Origin of the sequence: Streptomyces novaecaesareae (assembly GCF_000716875.1) — a bacterium.
Classification (GTDB): Bacteria; Actinomycetota; Actinomycetes; order Streptomycetales; family Streptomycetaceae; genus Kitasatospora; species Kitasatospora novaecaesareae.
Genome location: NZ_JNWQ01000014.1, coordinates 77,291 through 93,043, shown reverse-complemented (window position 1 = coordinate 93,043; position 15,753 = coordinate 77,291). Strand labels below are relative to the sequence as shown.

Sequence of the window (15,753 nt, the reverse complement as noted above, 5' to 3'; positions counted from 1 at the left end):
AGAAGACGGCATACGAGATTTCTGCCTGTCTCGTGGGCGCGGAGATGTGTATAAGAGACAGCCCCGGGGGCCCCCGCCGCCCAGGCCCCGGCGCGCCCCCTGCTCGCGGGGCGCGCCGCGGTGGTCGTCGTCTACACGGCCGCGATGTGCATGAACGGCCTGGACTCGACCATCGTCAACCCGGCGCTGTTCAGCATCGCCGAGGACTTCGGCCGTCCCGTCTCGGCCGCCAACGCCGTGGAGACCGCCTTCCTGGTCGGTCTCGCCCTCGGCCTGCCGGTGGCCGGCAGGCTCGGCGACCGGTACGGCGTGAAGCGGGTCTTCCTCGGCGCGCTGAGCGCCTTCACCCTCGCCTCCGCCCTGTGCGCCGCCGCCCCCAGCCTCGGCTCGCTGGCGGCGGCGCGCGCCGTCCAGGGGGTGGCGGGCGGACTGCTCACCCCGGTCGGGATGACGCTGCTGTTCCGGGCCTTCGCCCCGCACGAGCGGGCGGGCCTGGGCCGGATCCTGATCGTCCCGACCGCGCTGATGCCCGCCCTCGGGCCGCCGCTCGGCGGGTTCCTCACCGAACACCTCTCCTGGCACTGGCTGTTCCTGGTCAACGTGCCGATCGGGGTGGCCGCCGTCGCCCTCGGGCTGTTCGGCCTGCGCGGCGCAGAGGAGCCCCCGGCCGGCCGCTTCGACACCACCGGCTTCCTGCTCGCCACCCCGGGCCTCGGCCTGCTGACCTACGCCCTCGGCTTCGGCCCGGCCCACGGCTGGTCCTCGCCGGGCGTGGCGTTCAGTGCGGCGGGAGGCCTCGCCCTGCTGGGCGCGGCCGTCCGGCACCAACTCCGCTCCGACGAACCGCTGGTGGACCTGCGGCTGCTCGCCGACCGGACCTTCGGCGCGGCGAGTTGGCTGGCCCTGTTGACCTCGGCCGGGCTGATGGGCGCCCTGTTCGCGCTGCCGCTGCTCTATCAGGCGGCGCTCGGCGCCTCGGCGCTCGACGCCGGGCTGAGCGTCTTCCCCGAGGCGATCGGGCTGATGGCCGCCTCCCAGGTGGTGGACCGCCTGCTGCCCCGGCTCGGGCCGCGTCGGCTGGCCCTGCCGGGGCTGCTGCTGGCCGCGGCCGTCCTCGCCGCGCTCGGCTTCGCCGAGAACCCGTGGGCCGTCCGGGCCCTGATGTTCGGCGTCGGCCTGATCCTGGGCACCGCCGTCCTCACCGTCCAGATCGCCGGCTTCGCCGACGTCCCCGGGCCCGCCATGGGCCGGGCGATGGGCCTGTTCACCATCCTGCGCACCCTCGGCGGCGCCCTCGGCATCGCCGCCACCGCCGCCCTGATCGGCGCCCTCCCCGCCGACTCGGGCACCACCCCCTACCGCCTCGCCCTCCTCCTCACCGCCGCCCTGGTCGCCGCCGGCGCCCTCCTCGCCACCCGCCTGCCCACCGCCCCCCCGGGCCCACCCCCGGAAGACTGACGGCGGGGCGGGAGCGGACTCCCCGTCGGCTCCGGCTGCCGTACGGTGGCCGGAGCACCGGAGGAGAGCGCATGGACCCCGACCGCTATCGGCTGCTCGAAGACGTACGCCGTAGCCTCCCGGACGGCTACAAGGTCGAGCTGTCCGGCGACATCATCGTCATGCAGGCGTCACCGTCGCTGATCCACCAGCTGAACCTGGCGATCGTGCAGCGCCAGTTCGAGGCGCACTGCCCGTCCGGGTACTTCCCGACCGGGAACAGCGACCTCTCCTCGCCCGAGGTCGGTTCCGTCCGCAACCCCGACCTCGCCTACCTGCCCGAGGACGTCATCGAGCTGGGCCGCGAGATCCCGGCGGAGCTGGCGCTGATCGCCGTCGAGATCGTCTCGCCGTCCAATCCCGAGAACGACTGGACCGGCAAGGTCCGCGACTACCCGCGGATGGGCTTCCCGCTCTACCTGATCGTGGACCCGCGGCAGAAGACCGTGACGCTGTTCTCCGAGCCGAACCGCGACCGTTACCACACCCGGACGGAGCGGGAGTTCGGCGAGACCATCCGCATCCCCGAGCCGTTCGGCTTCGAGCTGGACCTGTCGCGGCTGGTGCCCTACCGGGACTGACCGGCCTCGGGGCTGCTGTCGTGGGCGAAGCCGATGAAGTCGGTCCAGGCCTCGGCTGTGAAGGCGAGCTGAGGGCCGGTCCGGTCTTTGGAGTCGCGGACATGGACGGTGCCCGGAGTGAGGGCGACCTCGACGCAAGCGCCACCCTCGCTCCCGCTATGACTGGACTTGAACCAGACCAACTCGCGATTCACTGATCCTCCACCAGCTTGTTGATAAATTCGGCCGACTTCTCCGGAGTGAGAGCCTGTCGGAGGATCCTTTCATGGCGTTGGCTGAGGAGCTGTACCTTGTCGACGTCCGAGTACAGCCGCCCACCAGCCTGGCCCTCTTCATAGGCGATCCGCTGGTGTGAGGGCAAGTCGAGGAGGATGAGCTGTCCTTCCAGGCCAGGGTGGAAACCCTTCGAGGGAACGACCTGGATGACGACGTTGCGTTGCTTGCCGACCGTGAGGAGGTGCCGCAGCTGCTCGGCGTGGGCTTCCTCCGTGCTGAGGCGGCGGCGCAGGACGGCTTCTTCGATCACAAAGTTGAACGCCTTGGTCTGAATGCTCAGCAACCCCCGACGTTCGAGACGAGCGGCCACCCGCGCCGCGACGGTCTCGTCGTCCAGTGGGGGCCAACGACCATCGATGATGGTTCTGGCCGTCGCTTCGGTCTGGAGTAGGCCGGGAACGAGCTGGTTCTCATACCAGTTGATGACCATCGCCTCTTCCTCGTTCCGGATGTACTCCTCCGCGAACTGCGGAAACTTCTCCGGCACCAGGAACTGCGCTCCCGCCAGCAGAATCCCCTTCGCGTCGCAGAGATCGTCCGCGACCTGCAACAAGTGCTGCGACGGCCTCCGCCGCCCCGCCTCCATCGACCGCAGGCTCTCGTAGCTGTACCCGGCCTCTTCGGCCAGGTCCTCGCGGCTGACGCCGGCTCGGGTCCGCCACAGCTTGATCTGGTTGCCGCAGTACCGCCACGACATCGGCGGCGGCGCGGCGGGCGAGGACGCGTTCATTGGGACCCCCAGGCCAATCGGTGTGGAGCCCGACGCTAGACGCCCGATGGCCTGGAGGTATGCGAATCAGCCCGAAACCATCCCACCGGGTGATCCGAGCAGGTGCGCGAGCCCGTCGGCCAGGCCGCCGCGCCAGCAGGCGTAGTCGTGGCCTCCGTTGAACTCGCGGTACTCGACCTCGTAGCCACGTGCCACGAGCACGTCGCACAGGTGGCGGTTCTGGGTGAGCAACATCCATTCCTGGAGGCCGACTTCGACGTAGAAGCGGGCCTCGCGCCGCTGCTCGGCTGCGAACTGCCGGGTCAGCCATTCGCTGCCGCCGTCGAACTCCGTTCCATCCGGCCACCAGAAGGAGCCGGACTGGGAGAGGGCGTTGCCGAAGCGCTCGGGGCGTCGGAAGGCGGCGTACGCGGCGGTGAGGCCGCCCGCGCTCTGGCCGGCGATCACGGTTCGGCGCGGGTCGTCGGTGGTGCTGAACTCCCGTGTGGCCCACGGGAGGAGGCGGTCGGCGAGGAGGTCGACGAAGGCCGGGTTGCAGCTCAGGTCCTCGGGGCGGGTCGGCCCCATGGTGTGCACCAGCAGCGCGACGGTGGGCGGGATGGCGCCGTCGGCCGTCAGGTTGTCGAGGGTGTCGCCGACGGTCAGCACCTCGCCCCACATCTCGCCGTCGAGCAGCAGCGCCACCGGGTACGGGCCCGCGCCGTGCCCGGCCGGGAAGTGGACGTCCACCCGGCGGTCGGCCACCGTATGGGAGAGCGTCCGCCCGCGCGGCACGCCCGCCCGCCGCCGGACGTACGGCTGCGCGGGCGCCTCGGGCAGGCTGAGCACCGAGGAGGGGTGGCGGCCGTCGCGGGCGGGCAGCCGGGGTTCGGTGTCGTGCGGGTCGGGGCGGGCGTGGTCGAGGACGCGCAGCCAGCCGGGGCGGGTCGTGCCGGGGGCTTGGCCGCGGTACGGGTACAGCTGGTAGGAGGCCCGGTGGTCGGCGCGCAGCCGGTAGGTGATCGACCACGTGTCATCGTTCTGACGCTTCATCAGATGTGGTGTCAGGTCCCCGGCGTGGCGGTCCTTGTCGGTCACGGTGTGCAGCAGTGCGAGGACGCCATCGCACTCCTCGTCCCGGTGGGCGAAGGTGACCAAGCGGTACGCGGGGTCGTCGGGGTCGGTCGTGACGAGGGGAGGGGTTTCCACGGAAATGACTCCAAGAGGCTTAGGCGGTGCTGCCCTTGCGGCCGAGCAGCACCAAGAGCAGGAAGGGCCCGCCGAGGACGGTGGTGACGATGCCGACGGGGATCTCCACCCCGCCGATCAGCACTCGGCCGAGGGTGTCCGCGAGCGCGACGAGCAGGGCGCCGGTCAGCGCCGAGCCGAGGACCGGCACGCGTGCGGGCCCCGCCAGTCGGGCGGCGATCACGGGTGCGGCGAGCGCCACGAAGCCGACCGGCCCGCAGACGCCGACCGCCAGCCCGGCGAGTGCGACCGCCAGCAGCAGACAGACGAGCCGGACCCGGCCGGGGTCGACGCCCAGTGCGGAGGCGACGCTGTCGTCGAAGCGCAGCACCGCCAGCCGCCGGGCCACCACCAGGGCGATCGGCACGAGCACGGCCAGCCCGACCAGGACGGGCGTGGCGATGGCGTAGTCCCGGCCGTTGAGGCTGCCGGAGGTCCAGACGTACAGCGAGCCCGCCGAGTTGAGCGAGCGGCGGGCCAGCGCGACCTGGATCACCGCCGAGGCGAGCGCGGACATCGCGAGCCCGACGACCAGGACCCGGTAGCCGCGCGCGCCGAGCCCGCCGGAGACGAGGATGACGACCAGGACGGCGGCGAGCGCGCCGAGCGGCCCGGCCCACCAGGCGCCGAAGGTGCCGGAGGCGGTGGCGGAGATCAGGACGGCGGCGGTGGCGCCGTCGTTGACGCCGAGGAGCTCGGGGGTGGCCAGGCGGTTGCGGGCGAGGGTCTGGGTCAGGCAGCCGGCCAGGCCGAGCGCGGCCCCGGCGGCGAGTCCGGCGACGATCCGGCCGAGCCGGAACTTCTGTACCAGCAGCACGTCGAGGCGCTCGCCGTAGCCGAACACGGCCCGGAAGGTGCAGCCGAGGCCGAGTTCGCTCTGCCCGGCGTGTGCGGAGACCACGACGGCGGCGAGCAGCGCGGCGGCCAGTCCGAGTGAGGCGAGCAGCGCCCGGCGGGGGAGCAGCAGCGACCAGGCGCCGTGCCGCAGGAGCAAGTCCGTTTTGGGGGCGGGTGGTTCGGCCCGTCGTACGGGCGGTGCGGTCTCGGCCGGGTCGGTCAGGGCGAGGGCGGCGGAGCGCCGGGAGCGGACGATCGCGATCAGTGCGGGGGCGCCGACCAGGGCGACGATCACCGACACCGGTGCCTCGAACGGCCGGGCCACCACGCGGGCCAGCACATCGGCGCCGGTCAGGACGGCGGCGCCGAACAGGCCTGCGAGCAGGGTGAGTCGGCCGATCCTGGGGCCGGCCGCGGCCCGGGCGAGGAAGCCCGCGAGCAGGCCGAGGAAGGAGACCGGCCCGGCGAGTGCGACCGCGGAGGCGGTGAGCAGGGTGACGGCGAAGGCGACCGTCGCCCGGGTGGCGCCGGGTCGATGGCCGAGGCCGCGGGCGAGGTCGTCGCCGAGGGCGAGTGCGGTGAGCGGCCGGGTGGTGAGCAGGGCGAGCAGGAGGCCGGCGCCGAGGGCGGGGGCGAGCTGGCGCAGCGTCGTCCAGCCCTCCACCCCGGCGAGCGAGCCGAGCACCCAGACCCGGTAGCGGTCGTACGCCTCGGGGGAGTTGACGATCAGGACGCCGGTGAGCCCGCCGGAGGTCGCGCCGACCGCGGAGCCGCCGAGGACCAGCCGCATCGGTGAGCCGCCGCCCCGGCTGCCCGCGATCAGTAGCACCAGGGTGCTGGCGAGCACGGCGCCGCCGAAGGCGAGGGCGAGGTAGCCGTAGGAGGTCTGCACGCCGAGCACGGCGATGCCGAGCACGACGCCGAGCGAGGCGCCGGCGTTGACGCCGAGCAGGCCGGTCTCGGCGAGCGGGTTGCGGGTGACGGACTGCAACTGGGCGCCGGCGACGCCGAGTGCGGCGCCGACCAGCAGGGCGGTGACGGTGCGGGGCAGTCGGAGGTCGCCGACGACGAGGGCGAGCCGGCCGTCGGCGCGGGCGCCGCCGCGGTCGAGCAGGTAGTCCAGGACCCGTCCGGGGCCGACCTCGCCGGCGCCGACCGACAGCGAGAGCGCGGTCAGGGCGAGCAGGAGCGCCACCGTCCCGGCGGCGACCGGCCAGGTGCGGCGGCGGGTCTCCTCCCTCGGCGGCGGGGCTTCCGGCGCGGTGGCGGGGGACGCGTCGTGGACGCCCGCTTGCGACAATGTCATAAGGTAAGGCTAACCTAATGACCGAGCCGTCCCGCCGAGCACCGCAGCTGCCGCGCCGCCCGGACGCCGCTCAACTCCCGTACCACCGCTGCCCGGAGGCACCCATGCCGTTCGCCCGTCGCCCGCTCAGCCCCGTCCGCCGCCGCGCGGCCCAGGCGCTGGCCGTCACCGGGGCGGCCGCGCTCCTGCTCACCGGCTGCGGCTCCTCGGGCTCGTCCTCCGCGGGCTCCTCGTCGGCGTCCGCGGGCTCCTCCTCCGCGGCCTCCCCGGCGGCGGACGCCGGGGGCGGCGGTAACGGCGGCAAGCGGACCGTCAAGGACGCCACCGGCAAGGCCGTCGAGGTCCCCGCCGAGCCCAAGCGGATCGTCACCCTCACCCAGGAGGACCTGGACGCGGTGCTCGCCCTCGGCGCCAAGCCGGTCGGCATCACCAACGGCCAGGGGCTGGGCGAGCCCCCCGCGTACCTCAAGGACAGGGTCCAGGGCGTGCCGGTGGTCGGCAACCTGCTGCAGCCCGTGATGGACAAGGTGATCGCCGCCAAGCCCGACCTCATCCTGGCCGGCGACCTGCAGGACGAGCAGGTGCTCAAGCAGCTGCGCGAGATCACCCCCGCCACCCTGGTCACCATGGCGCCCACCGACGACTGGAAGCTCGCCTTCCGGGGCATCGGCAACGCCGTCAACAAGCTCGACCAGGCCAACAAGGTCATCGGCGACTACGAGGCCAAGGCCGCCAAGGCAGGCGGCGAACTCGGCAAGAACAAGGGCGCCGCCGTCTCCGTCGTCCGCTGGAACCCGACCGGGCCGAGCTGGATGGAGAAGAAGCAGTTCGCCTCCGGCGTCGCCCTCGACATGGGCCTCACCCGCCCGGCCGCGCAGGACAAGGACGGCAACGCGCACAGCCCGGCACTCAGCCTGGAGAAGCTCGCCGAGATCGACGGCGACTGGCTGTTCCTGTCCACCCTCACGGACGACGGCAAGGCCGCGCTCAAGGACGTCCAGTCCAAGCCCGCCTACCAGGAGCTGGACGCGGTCAGGAACAACCGCACCGTGACGGTGGACGGCTCGGTCTGGTCCACCCGGGGCGGCCCGCTCGCAGCCGACGCCGTCATCGGCGACATCACCAAGGCGCTCGGCGGCAGCTGAGCACGCGTCGGAGCGGAGGACCCGTCGGACCGGAGGACCTGGAGCTGCCATGGAGTTGACGATCGAGGGGCTCACCGCCGGCTACGGCCCGGGGCGCCCGGTGCTCGGCGGCGTGGACCTCGCCGTCCCGGCCGGGCAGGTGGTGGCGGTGGTCGGGCCGAACGGCTGCGGCAAGTCCACCCTGCTGCGGGCCGTCGCCCGGCTGCACCGGCCGGCCGGCGGGCGGGTCCTGGTCGGCGGCGAGGACGTCTGGCGGCTGCGCCCGCGCCAGGCCGCGCACCGGATCGCCCTGCTGCCGCAGAGCCCGCAGGCGCCGGAGGCGGTCACCGTCGCCGGGCTGGTCCGCTACGGCCGTCACCCGCACCAGGGCCTGTTCCGGCAGTGGTCGCCGGACGACGAACGGCTCACCGCCGAGGCCCTGCGCGCCACCGGCGTCGAGGAACTGGCCGACCGCCGGCTCGACCGGCTCTCCGGCGGGCAGCGCCAGCGCTGCTGGCTCGCCATGGTGCTCGCCCAGGACACCCCGGTCGTCCTGCTCGACGAGCCGACCAGCGCCCTCGACCTCGGGCACGCGGTGGAGGTGCTGGAGCTCGTCCGCCAGGTCGCGGCGGGCGGGCGGACGGTGGTCATGGTCCTGCACGACCTGGCGGCGGCCGCCCGCTACGCGGACCTGCTGGTCGCCCTGCGCGACGGCGCGGTCCTCGCCTGCGGGCCGCCGCGCGAGGTGGTGGACGCGCCGCTGGTGCGGGCGCTGTACGACATCGACAGCCATGTGCTCACGGCGCCGGGTGACGGCGCACCGGTCGTCGTGCCCCGGGCGCCGCTCGGCTGACACCGCGGAGGCCGGCCGCCGCGTCGCCGCTCCGCCTGCGTCGCCGCCCTGACCGCTCGATCACCCGTTCGAGCGGTTTCAACTCCCTGCGCCCCTTCCCGCCTCCACCCCGCCCGTCGCGTTGTCAGTGGGCCTCGCTACGTTCCTCGCATCGCTGGTCAGCAGGCCATTCGACAGGTGTTCCCAGGTGGGAGGAGTACGGCCGTGGCATGGGTGGAGACGGGCGCGGGAGGGTACCGCGTCGCACTCGACGGAGAGGGCAAGGTGGTCTGCCGGAACGCGGCGGGCCGCGCGCTCAAGTCCGTACCGGCGAAGCTCGGTGACGACCCGGTGGTCACCCAGCTCAGGCAGCTCGCCGAGTGGCTGGCCGCGCACGAGCGGCGCTGCCAGGACGACGTCGAGCGCTGGATGGTCCGCTCGCTGCCGGTGCCCGCCGCGGTGCTCACCGCCGTGTGGCCGGACGAGGCCTGGCAGTCCGTCCTGCGCGACCTGGTGGTCACCGGTGTGGACGGCTCGGTCGCCGGCTTCCTGCGCGGCGCGGACGCCGAGCGCGGCCTCGGCCTGGTCGACCTCGACGGCGACACCGTCCGCCTCACCGACGGCGAGGTCCTGATACCCCACCCCGTCCTGCTCCAGGACCTCGACGAGCTGCGCGAGTTCGCCGTCGAGCTCGGCGTCTCCCAGCGCGTCCAGCAGCTCTACCGCGAGGTCTGGCACCGGCCGGCGGAGCTGCCGGGCGGCACCGAGGTCACCACCTACTCAGGCGGCCGCTACCGCGAACTGCGCGAGCTGATCGGGCGCTGCACCCGGCTCGGCTGCCGGGTCCGCGGCGGCTCCGCCGTCCAGTCGATCACCGAGGGCGGGCGCACCGTCGAGGCCCGGGTCTGGGTCGGCGACTACTACGAGTACGACGCGTGCGAGACCGGCGCGCTCAGTTGGGCGGGCCCCGACGGCCGGGCCCTGCCGCTCACCGAGGTCGGACCGGTCGCCTGGTCCGAGGGCATGCGGATGGCCGCCGCCCTGTACGCCGGCCGCACGCTCGAAGGGGAGGACGCCGCATGACCACCACCGGCTCGAACACCACCACCGGCCCGAACACCACCGCCGCAGCGCACGAAGGACTGCCGGAGGCCCTGCTCGACGCCGGTGCCGTACTGCCGCCCGGCACCCTGCCCGGGGCCGGCCGCCCCGACAGCGCCGCCGACGTGCTCACCGCCCGCGGCTACACCCACCCCGCGCTCGACGGCCGCCGGATCGTCCGGCTGGTCCCCGGTGCGCTCGGGCGGGCCGAGGACCTCGCCGTCGAGTTCCTCGGCCTGGCGCCCGACGGCGAGCCCGCCGAGGTCGGCCAGGTCCGCCAGGAGGCGCTGGGCTTCCCGGCCTGGGCACTGGTCCACGACCCGGCCAACGGCCACCACGCGCTCGCCCTGGTCAAGGAGATGGAGCGGCTGGCCCGCCAGGCCACCTCCAAGCCCGGCGCCGCCAAGGACGGCTTCGACGAGCTCGCCGCCCGGCTCGGCCGCGCCGTCCCGCACTTCCTGCCCACCTTCTGCGAGGAGGTCGGCCGGATCTTCCTCGGCCACGGCAACCAGACCTACGCCGCCGCCTGGTTCGGCAAGGCCCGCGAGGCCGAGCGCACCCACGGCCTGACGGTGGACGAGGAGCGGCTGCGCGCCGTCTTCCTGGAGTTCGCCCTGGCCGGCGCGCTCACCGTCAAGTCCCTGCGCCAGTACGTCAAGGAGCTCGCCCAGCGGCTCGACCCGCTGACCGCCTGGCAGCGCTTCCGCCAGCTGTGCACCGAGCGCTCCGCGGCCGGCATGGCCCCGTACGCCGGGGTCGCCGAGGACGCCCGCGCGCTGATCCGGGCCGCCGGGCTGGACCGCACCGAGCACGAACGGGCGCTGCTCGCCGAGCTCCTGGACTCCCCGGCGGTCAACCGGGCACCCGCGGCCTTCTGGAAGTCCTGGCACGGCCCGCTGATCGAGCTGGGCAAGGCCGACGCCGCCGTCCGGGCCCGCCTGCTGGACCTGCTGCCCGACCCGGCCGCCTCCGACCCCGCCCCGCACGACACCGCCTGGTTGGAGGTCCTCGTCGCGACCGGCACCGAGGCGCTGCTCACCGGCCCCCGCACCGAGGGCGCCGAGCCCGCCGCGGCCTGGCTCCAGCGCTGGTGCCACCACCTCGGCCGCGGCTGGCGCAGCCGGCCCGGCTGCCCGGCCACCCTCGCCCTGGCCGGCCGGATGGTCGAGCGGCTGCGGGCCGACGCCGTCCCGGTGGACCTCTTCACCGGCATCCGCGCCAGCCACACCCGACTCGACCTGCTGAACCTCCTGCTGGCCGCGGGCGTCCCCGTGGCCGATCCGCCGGCCGGCCTCGGCTTCGACCTGCGCGACTGGGTCGAGCAGGCCGGCCCCGACGGCGCCGCACTCACGGCCGTCGCCGCCGACGCCCGCTTCCGGCCGCTGCTGTGCCGCGCCGCCCCGTCCGCCTGGGAGCCGGCCGTCAAGCGCAAGGCAGCCGTCCTGCCGCTGCTGAGCGAGCTGTTCGCGGAGTGGGCCGAGGCCCGCGCCGACGAGCTGACCGCCGCCCGCGGCCTGGCCGGCGCCGCCGACCTGACCCGCTCGCTGAGCCAGTACCGCACCACCACCCGCGAGGTCGCCCCGGCCGCCGCCGAGAAGATCGCCGCGCTCGACGTCACCGGCCTGCTCGCCCGGGCCCTCGGCGCCGGCATCCTCGACGAACTCGGCTGGCCCGCCCTGGAGGAGGCGCTCGCCGCGCTCGCCGACCCGCCCGCCGCCGACGCCCCGCCGGTCACCGCCCCCGGCCTGCGCGGCCGTGGCCTGAGCGGCCTGATCGTCGAGGACGCCTGGCCGTCCCTGATCCTCGCCCGCCTCGACCGGGCCGTCGTGGTCGGCCCGGAGGGCATCCTGCTGGAGCACACCCTGCGGGTGCCCGAGCTGAAGGAGAAGTGGAACCGGCCCCGGCTGCGCTTCGTCGACGGCGAACTGCTGGTCGTCTGGTGGGAGGACGGCAAGCAGCGGGCGTACTGGTCCGGCCGGCCGGAGGACACCTTCGAACTGGAGGGCCGCACCATCGCCGGCTACCACTACGGCGAGCGGTACCCGGAGAGCCCGTCCCTCCCGCTGCCCGGCGGCGGCCGCACCACCGGCGAGCGCCCGCTGCACCCCGGCGACACCCGGTTGCCCCACGAGCACTCCGTCCTCGGCGACGGCACCGGCCACTGGACGCTGCGGCACGGCGCGGACGGCCCCGCCCTGCGCGAACTCGACCCGCTCACCGGCACCCTGGGCCGCGCCGCCGAGCCGCCCGTGATCGCCGCCACCGCCTTCGCCGGCCGGCTCCTCGAAGGCAGCACCCGGCTGCTGCCGCTGCAGCCCGGCCTGGAGCACACCCCGCTCGGCACCGACGGCACCGTGCTGGGCAGCTGGATCCGCAGCGAGCCCGGCCGCGCCCTCACCACCTTCACCGCCGAGGGGCAGCGCATCGTCCTGCCGATGCCCGGCGCCCAGCCGGACACCGTCCCGGTCGGCCGGCTCGGCCTGCCCGGCGGGGGAAGCCCGATCGTCAGCCGCCCCGCCGAGCAGCACCTCTCCCTCAACCTGCCCGACCTCGCCGACCGCTCGGACCGCACCGCGGACCTGCGCGCCTGCCGCTCGGGCGACCTGTCCGCTGCCGGCACCGTGCTCGTCCCGCCGTACGAGCACTGGCACGCCCTGCGGCCCCGCGACGAGGCCGGCTCGCGGGTGCTGCGCGCCGTGAGCACCGAGCAGGCCGCCCGGCTGATCGACCTCGCCTGGCCCGTCGACACCGAGCCCGTCCCGGAGGACGAGCAGGGCTGGCTGACCGTCCAGGGCGTGCGCCGCCCGCTCGCGCAGCGCGGCGAGGCCCGCAACACCCTGCCCGTCGAGGCGGTCGGCGCCGCCCTGCCCGGGATCGCGCACCCGCTGCTGCTCGCCGGCGTCGCCGGGCTCGCCCGAGCCGCCGCCGACCTGCTGGACCGGATCGCCCGGTTCGTCCCGCAGCCGGAGGCCGAACGCCCCGGCAAGACGGGAGCCGCCGACTGGCAGCCCGACCACGGCCGGGACGACGAACTGCGCGACGCCGTCCGCGCCGTCCTGCCCGACATCGGCGGCTTCGGCAACAGCTGGGGCAACTCCGACCACTGCTGGACGCTCAACAACCTGCGCACCGTCAGCGCCGTGCTCGCCGCCCCGCCCGCCGCGAGCGCGGAGGGCTGGAGCACCCCGGCGAACGTCACCCTGCACGGCGGCGACGCCCACCACGGCTGGCTGCACCTGCTCGGCCGGATCGACGCCCTGGCCCACGCCGTGGCCGCCCCGCTCACCCGGCCCGCCCACCGCTCCTCGCTGGTCCTGCTGCTCGGCGAACTCACCAGGGGCCCGCTCGCCGACCGCGGGGCCACCCTGCGCGAGATCGTCCTCAGCGAGTCCGGCGACAGCACCAAGACCGCCGACACCACCCGCCCGGCCGGCCACCGCCAGGGCGAGGTGCTGCGCCACGGCCGCCGCACCGTCGTCATCCTCGGCCACCGGCGCCAGTTCCCCGACGGCACGGCGCACTGGCTCGCCGTCGACCACGACCCGAGCGGCGAGTTCGGCCCCGTCGCGCACTTCACCACCGTCGGGGAGCGCGGCACGGAGGAGCGGGTCGCCGCCGCCTGGGTGGCCAAGTTCTGGCGGGTCGCCGCCCTGCGCGGCAGCGTCCCGTGGGACGGGGCCCGGGCCGCCGCCTTCTCCGAACTCACCGGTATCGGCACCACCCGCGCCACCCTGCTGCTCAACCCGCCCTCCGGCCTCCTGTCCTGGGGCAACGTCGAGGTGCCCGACGACTACGGCTTCAAGCCCGCCGAGATCAGTGCCGCCCGGACATGGCTGCGCGGACACGACCACGCCGGCATCGCCGACGTCTGGGGCGCCCTGCTGACCGCCGACCCCAAGACGCTGTGGACCGAGGGCCCCGACCTCGCCGCCGGGGCCGAGGCGTGGATCCGGCACTTCGGACGCCTCGTCACCCTTCCCGAGGAGGCCCAAGCCACCGTCCAGGGCGCGTCCATCGCCACCATCGAGGCCGTGCTCAACCCGACCCACATTCCGTGGCTGACCGGCGCCACCACCTTCCGGCTCAGCAGCGAGGGCCCGACCGGGCCCCGGCTCGTCCCCGAGGACGCCACCGCGGTGCCCGACTCCGGCGCGCTGGACAGGACCCTCGACGGCCTGCGCTGGCTCGCCTACCACCTGCCCGCCGACAGCCCGCTGCGTCCGCTGCTGCCCCGGGCCGCCACCGCGCTGCGCGAGCGCCTGGCCGACCCGGAGCTGCTGCTCGACTTCGACCTCCTGCGCACCACCAAGGGCGCCCCGCTGTCCGCCGTGCTGCGCACCCACTTCGGCCTGCCCGCCGAGGGCGGAGCCGACCCGGACGGCCTGGTCCGCTGCGGCCCGGCGCTCGTCCTCAGCCCGGAGCACGAGCCGTACGAGCGCATCTGGCTTCGCCCGGCCGCCCTCACCGGCCCGGACGACCCGCTGCTCGAACTGCTCGACGGGCTCTCCGACAGCTACTGGTTCGCCCTGGAACGGCGCGCCATCCAAGCCGTCCTGCGCGGCGAAGCGGAACGGCTGGCCGCCTCCGTCGCCTCCGCCGCTGCGGTGACGGCCGACGGCGAAGGACCGGCCTGGCTGCAGAACCCTCAGCTGTCCGTCCCCGAGCTGGTCGCCGAGGTGTCCCGCACCCACGGCCTGGGCGAGGACGCGGCCGCGCTCTACCTCCAACTGCTCGCCCTGCCCGACCCCACCGACCGCAACGTCGCCCGCTGGACGGGCTGGAAGCCCGCCCGGCTGAAGCGGGCCCGCGCCGAACTCGCCGCCACCGCCCTGGTCCTGGAGGCCAAGCGGTCCCGGGCCGGCCGCGGCCTGTTCCTGCCCGGCGGCTGGCAGGAGGCCAAGTCCCCGGCCCTGCCGGCCGAGACCTGGAAGGCCGCCCTGTACGAACTGCCCACCCACCGGCCCGTGCTGGCGCCCCTGCCCGTCCCCGAGCTGTTCGCCCGGGCCTGGCAGCGCACCGTCGGCGGCGACGCCCCCGGATACGAAGAGCTCCAGACCGGCAAGCGCAGGAAGGCCCGCCGATGACCGCCACCCCGACCACCACCACCCCCGCCTCCGCTACCGCGGAGCGGCAGACCGTTCCGCCCGAGGAGAAGTACGCCGCCGAACTGGAGTTTCTGGCCGCGTCCGACGGCGGCCCGCGCCCGCCCGGCTGGCGCCTCACCCCGCGCGCCGTCGTCACCTTCGTGATGGGCAGCGACGGCGAGAAGCTCAAGGCCGGGCGCAGGAGCCTCGCCATCGAGCCGAAGTTCGTCGGCGAGCGCGCCCTGGTCGAGCGCTGCGTCGTCACCCTCGCCGGGGAGCGCGGCCTGCTGCTCGTCGGCGAGCCCGGCACGGCCAAGTCCATGCTCTCCGAACTGCTCGCCGCCGCCGTCTGCGGCACCAGCGCGCTCACCGTCCAGGGCACCGCCGGCACCACCGAGGACCAGCTCAAGTACGGGTGGAACTACGCCCTGCTGCTCGCCAAGGGGCCCAGCCGCGAGGCCCTCGTCCCCTCCCCGGTGCTCACCGCGATGACCACCGGGGCGGTCGCCCGGGTCGAGGAGGTGACCCGCTGCCTGCCCGAGGTGCAGGACGCCCTGGTCTCCCTGCTCTCCGAACGGCGCATCGCCGTCCCCGAGTTGGCGGGCAGCCCGGACGGGCAGCTGCACGCCGCCGCCGGCTTCACCCTGATCGCCACCGCCAACCTGCGGGACAAGGGCGTCAGCGAGATGTCCGCGGCCCTCAAGCGGCGGTTCAACTTCGAGACGGTCGGCCCGATCGGCAGCCTCGCCGCCGAGGTCGACCTGGTCCGGCGCCAGTCCACCGTCTCCGTCGCCCGGGCCGGCGCCGCCTACGCGGTGGACGACGCCGTGCTGGAGGCCCTGGTCACCGCCTTCCGCGACCTGCGCACCGGCCGCTCCACCGAGGGCTGGGACGTCGAGCGCCCGTCCACCGTGATGAGCACCGCCGAGGCGGTCTCCGTCGCCACCGCGCTCGGCGTCACCGCCGCCTACCTGCCCGACGGCGGCGACCTGCTCGGCCGCCTCCCCGGCCAACTCCTCGGCGTGGTCCGCAAGGACGACCCGGCCGACGCCGCCCGGCTGCTCGGCTACTGGGACGGCCCGGTCCGCCGCCGCGCCGAACAGGGCGCCGCCACCTGGCGCACCCTGTGGGACCTCCGTTCGGCACTGGAGGCCTGAG

The 15,753-nt window shown here is 74.8% G+C and carries 11 protein-coding genes; 7 read left to right on the top strand and 4 right to left on the bottom strand.

Features of this window, described 5'->3' with window-relative positions:
- The first annotated feature begins 144 nt into the window (after window positions 1–144).
- Window positions 145–1,458: a DHA2 family efflux MFS transporter permease subunit gene (locus tag OP86_RS07775; RefSeq protein ID WP_078588372.1), complete on the top strand. Its 1,314-nt coding sequence runs from the start codon at window positions 145–147 to the stop codon at window positions 1,456–1,458.
- Window positions 1,459–1,529: 71 nt separating this feature from the next.
- Complete coding sequence (locus OP86_RS07770; RefSeq protein ID WP_030057889.1) at window positions 1,530–2,078, top strand: Uma2 family endonuclease; 549 nt, start codon at window positions 1,530–1,532, stop codon at window positions 2,076–2,078.
- On the opposite strand, the gene OP86_RS07765 is transcribed toward OP86_RS07770, so the two are convergent.
- From OP86_RS07765 to fhuB, 4 genes are all read right to left on the bottom strand, one after another.
- Entirely contained in the window at window positions 2,066–2,272 is a 207-nt protein-coding gene (locus OP86_RS07765) for a DUF397 domain-containing protein (protein WP_106973359.1), read from the bottom strand. The genes OP86_RS07770 and OP86_RS07765 overlap by 13 nt on opposite strands.
- On the bottom strand, window positions 2,269–3,084 hold the full coding sequence (locus OP86_RS07760) for a helix-turn-helix domain-containing protein (RefSeq protein WP_234434730.1): 816 nt from the start codon (window positions 3,082–3,084) through the stop codon (window positions 2,269–2,271). The genes OP86_RS07765 and OP86_RS07760 overlap by 4 nt, the downstream gene beginning before the upstream one ends.
- A gap of 66 nt (window positions 3,085–3,150) precedes the next feature.
- Window positions 3,151–4,272 carry an enterochelin esterase gene (gene fes / locus OP86_RS07755; RefSeq protein ID WP_051829817.1) on the bottom strand — a complete coding sequence of 374 codons (1,122 nt, stop codon included), beginning with the start codon at window positions 4,270–4,272 and terminating at the stop codon, window positions 3,151–3,153.
- A gap of 19 nt (window positions 4,273–4,291) precedes the next feature.
- The gene (gene fhuB / locus OP86_RS07750) at window positions 4,292–6,454 is read right to left on the bottom strand and encodes a Fe(3+)-hydroxamate ABC transporter permease FhuB (protein ID WP_030057885.1); all 2,163 of its coding nucleotides are present in this window, start codon (window positions 6,452–6,454) and stop codon (window positions 4,292–4,294) included.
- 104 nt (window positions 6,455–6,558) lie between these two features.
- Between fhuB and OP86_RS07745 the strand changes: the two genes are divergently transcribed.
- The 5 genes from OP86_RS07745 (at window position 6,559) to OP86_RS07725 (ending at window position 15,752) form a co-directional block, all read left to right on the top strand.
- Window positions 6,559–7,599: an ABC transporter substrate-binding protein gene (locus tag OP86_RS07745; RefSeq protein ID WP_030057884.1), complete on the top strand. Its 1,041-nt coding sequence runs from the start codon at window positions 6,559–6,561 to the stop codon at window positions 7,597–7,599.
- Window positions 7,600–7,648: 49 nt separating this feature from the next.
- Window positions 7,649–8,431: an ABC transporter ATP-binding protein gene (locus OP86_RS07740; protein ID WP_030057883.1), complete on the top strand. Its 783-nt coding sequence runs from the start codon at window positions 7,649–7,651 to the stop codon at window positions 8,429–8,431.
- A 204-nt stretch (window positions 8,432–8,635) separates the two neighbouring features.
- The gene (locus OP86_RS07735; protein ID WP_030254614.1) at window positions 8,636–9,493 is read left to right on the top strand and encodes a DUF4132 domain-containing protein; all 858 of its coding nucleotides are present in this window, start codon (window positions 8,636–8,638) and stop codon (window positions 9,491–9,493) included.
- Entirely contained in the window at window positions 9,490–14,595 is a 5,106-nt protein-coding gene (locus OP86_RS07730) for a hypothetical protein (RefSeq protein WP_030057882.1), read from the top strand. Before OP86_RS07735 ends, OP86_RS07730 begins: the two co-directional genes overlap by 4 nt.
- Window positions 14,592–15,752, top strand: a complete 1,161-nt coding sequence (locus tag OP86_RS07725; protein WP_030057881.1) for an ATP-binding protein — start codon at window positions 14,592–14,594, stop codon at window positions 15,750–15,752. Before OP86_RS07730 ends, OP86_RS07725 begins: the two co-directional genes overlap by 4 nt.
- Window position 15,753: the final 1 nt, after the last annotated feature.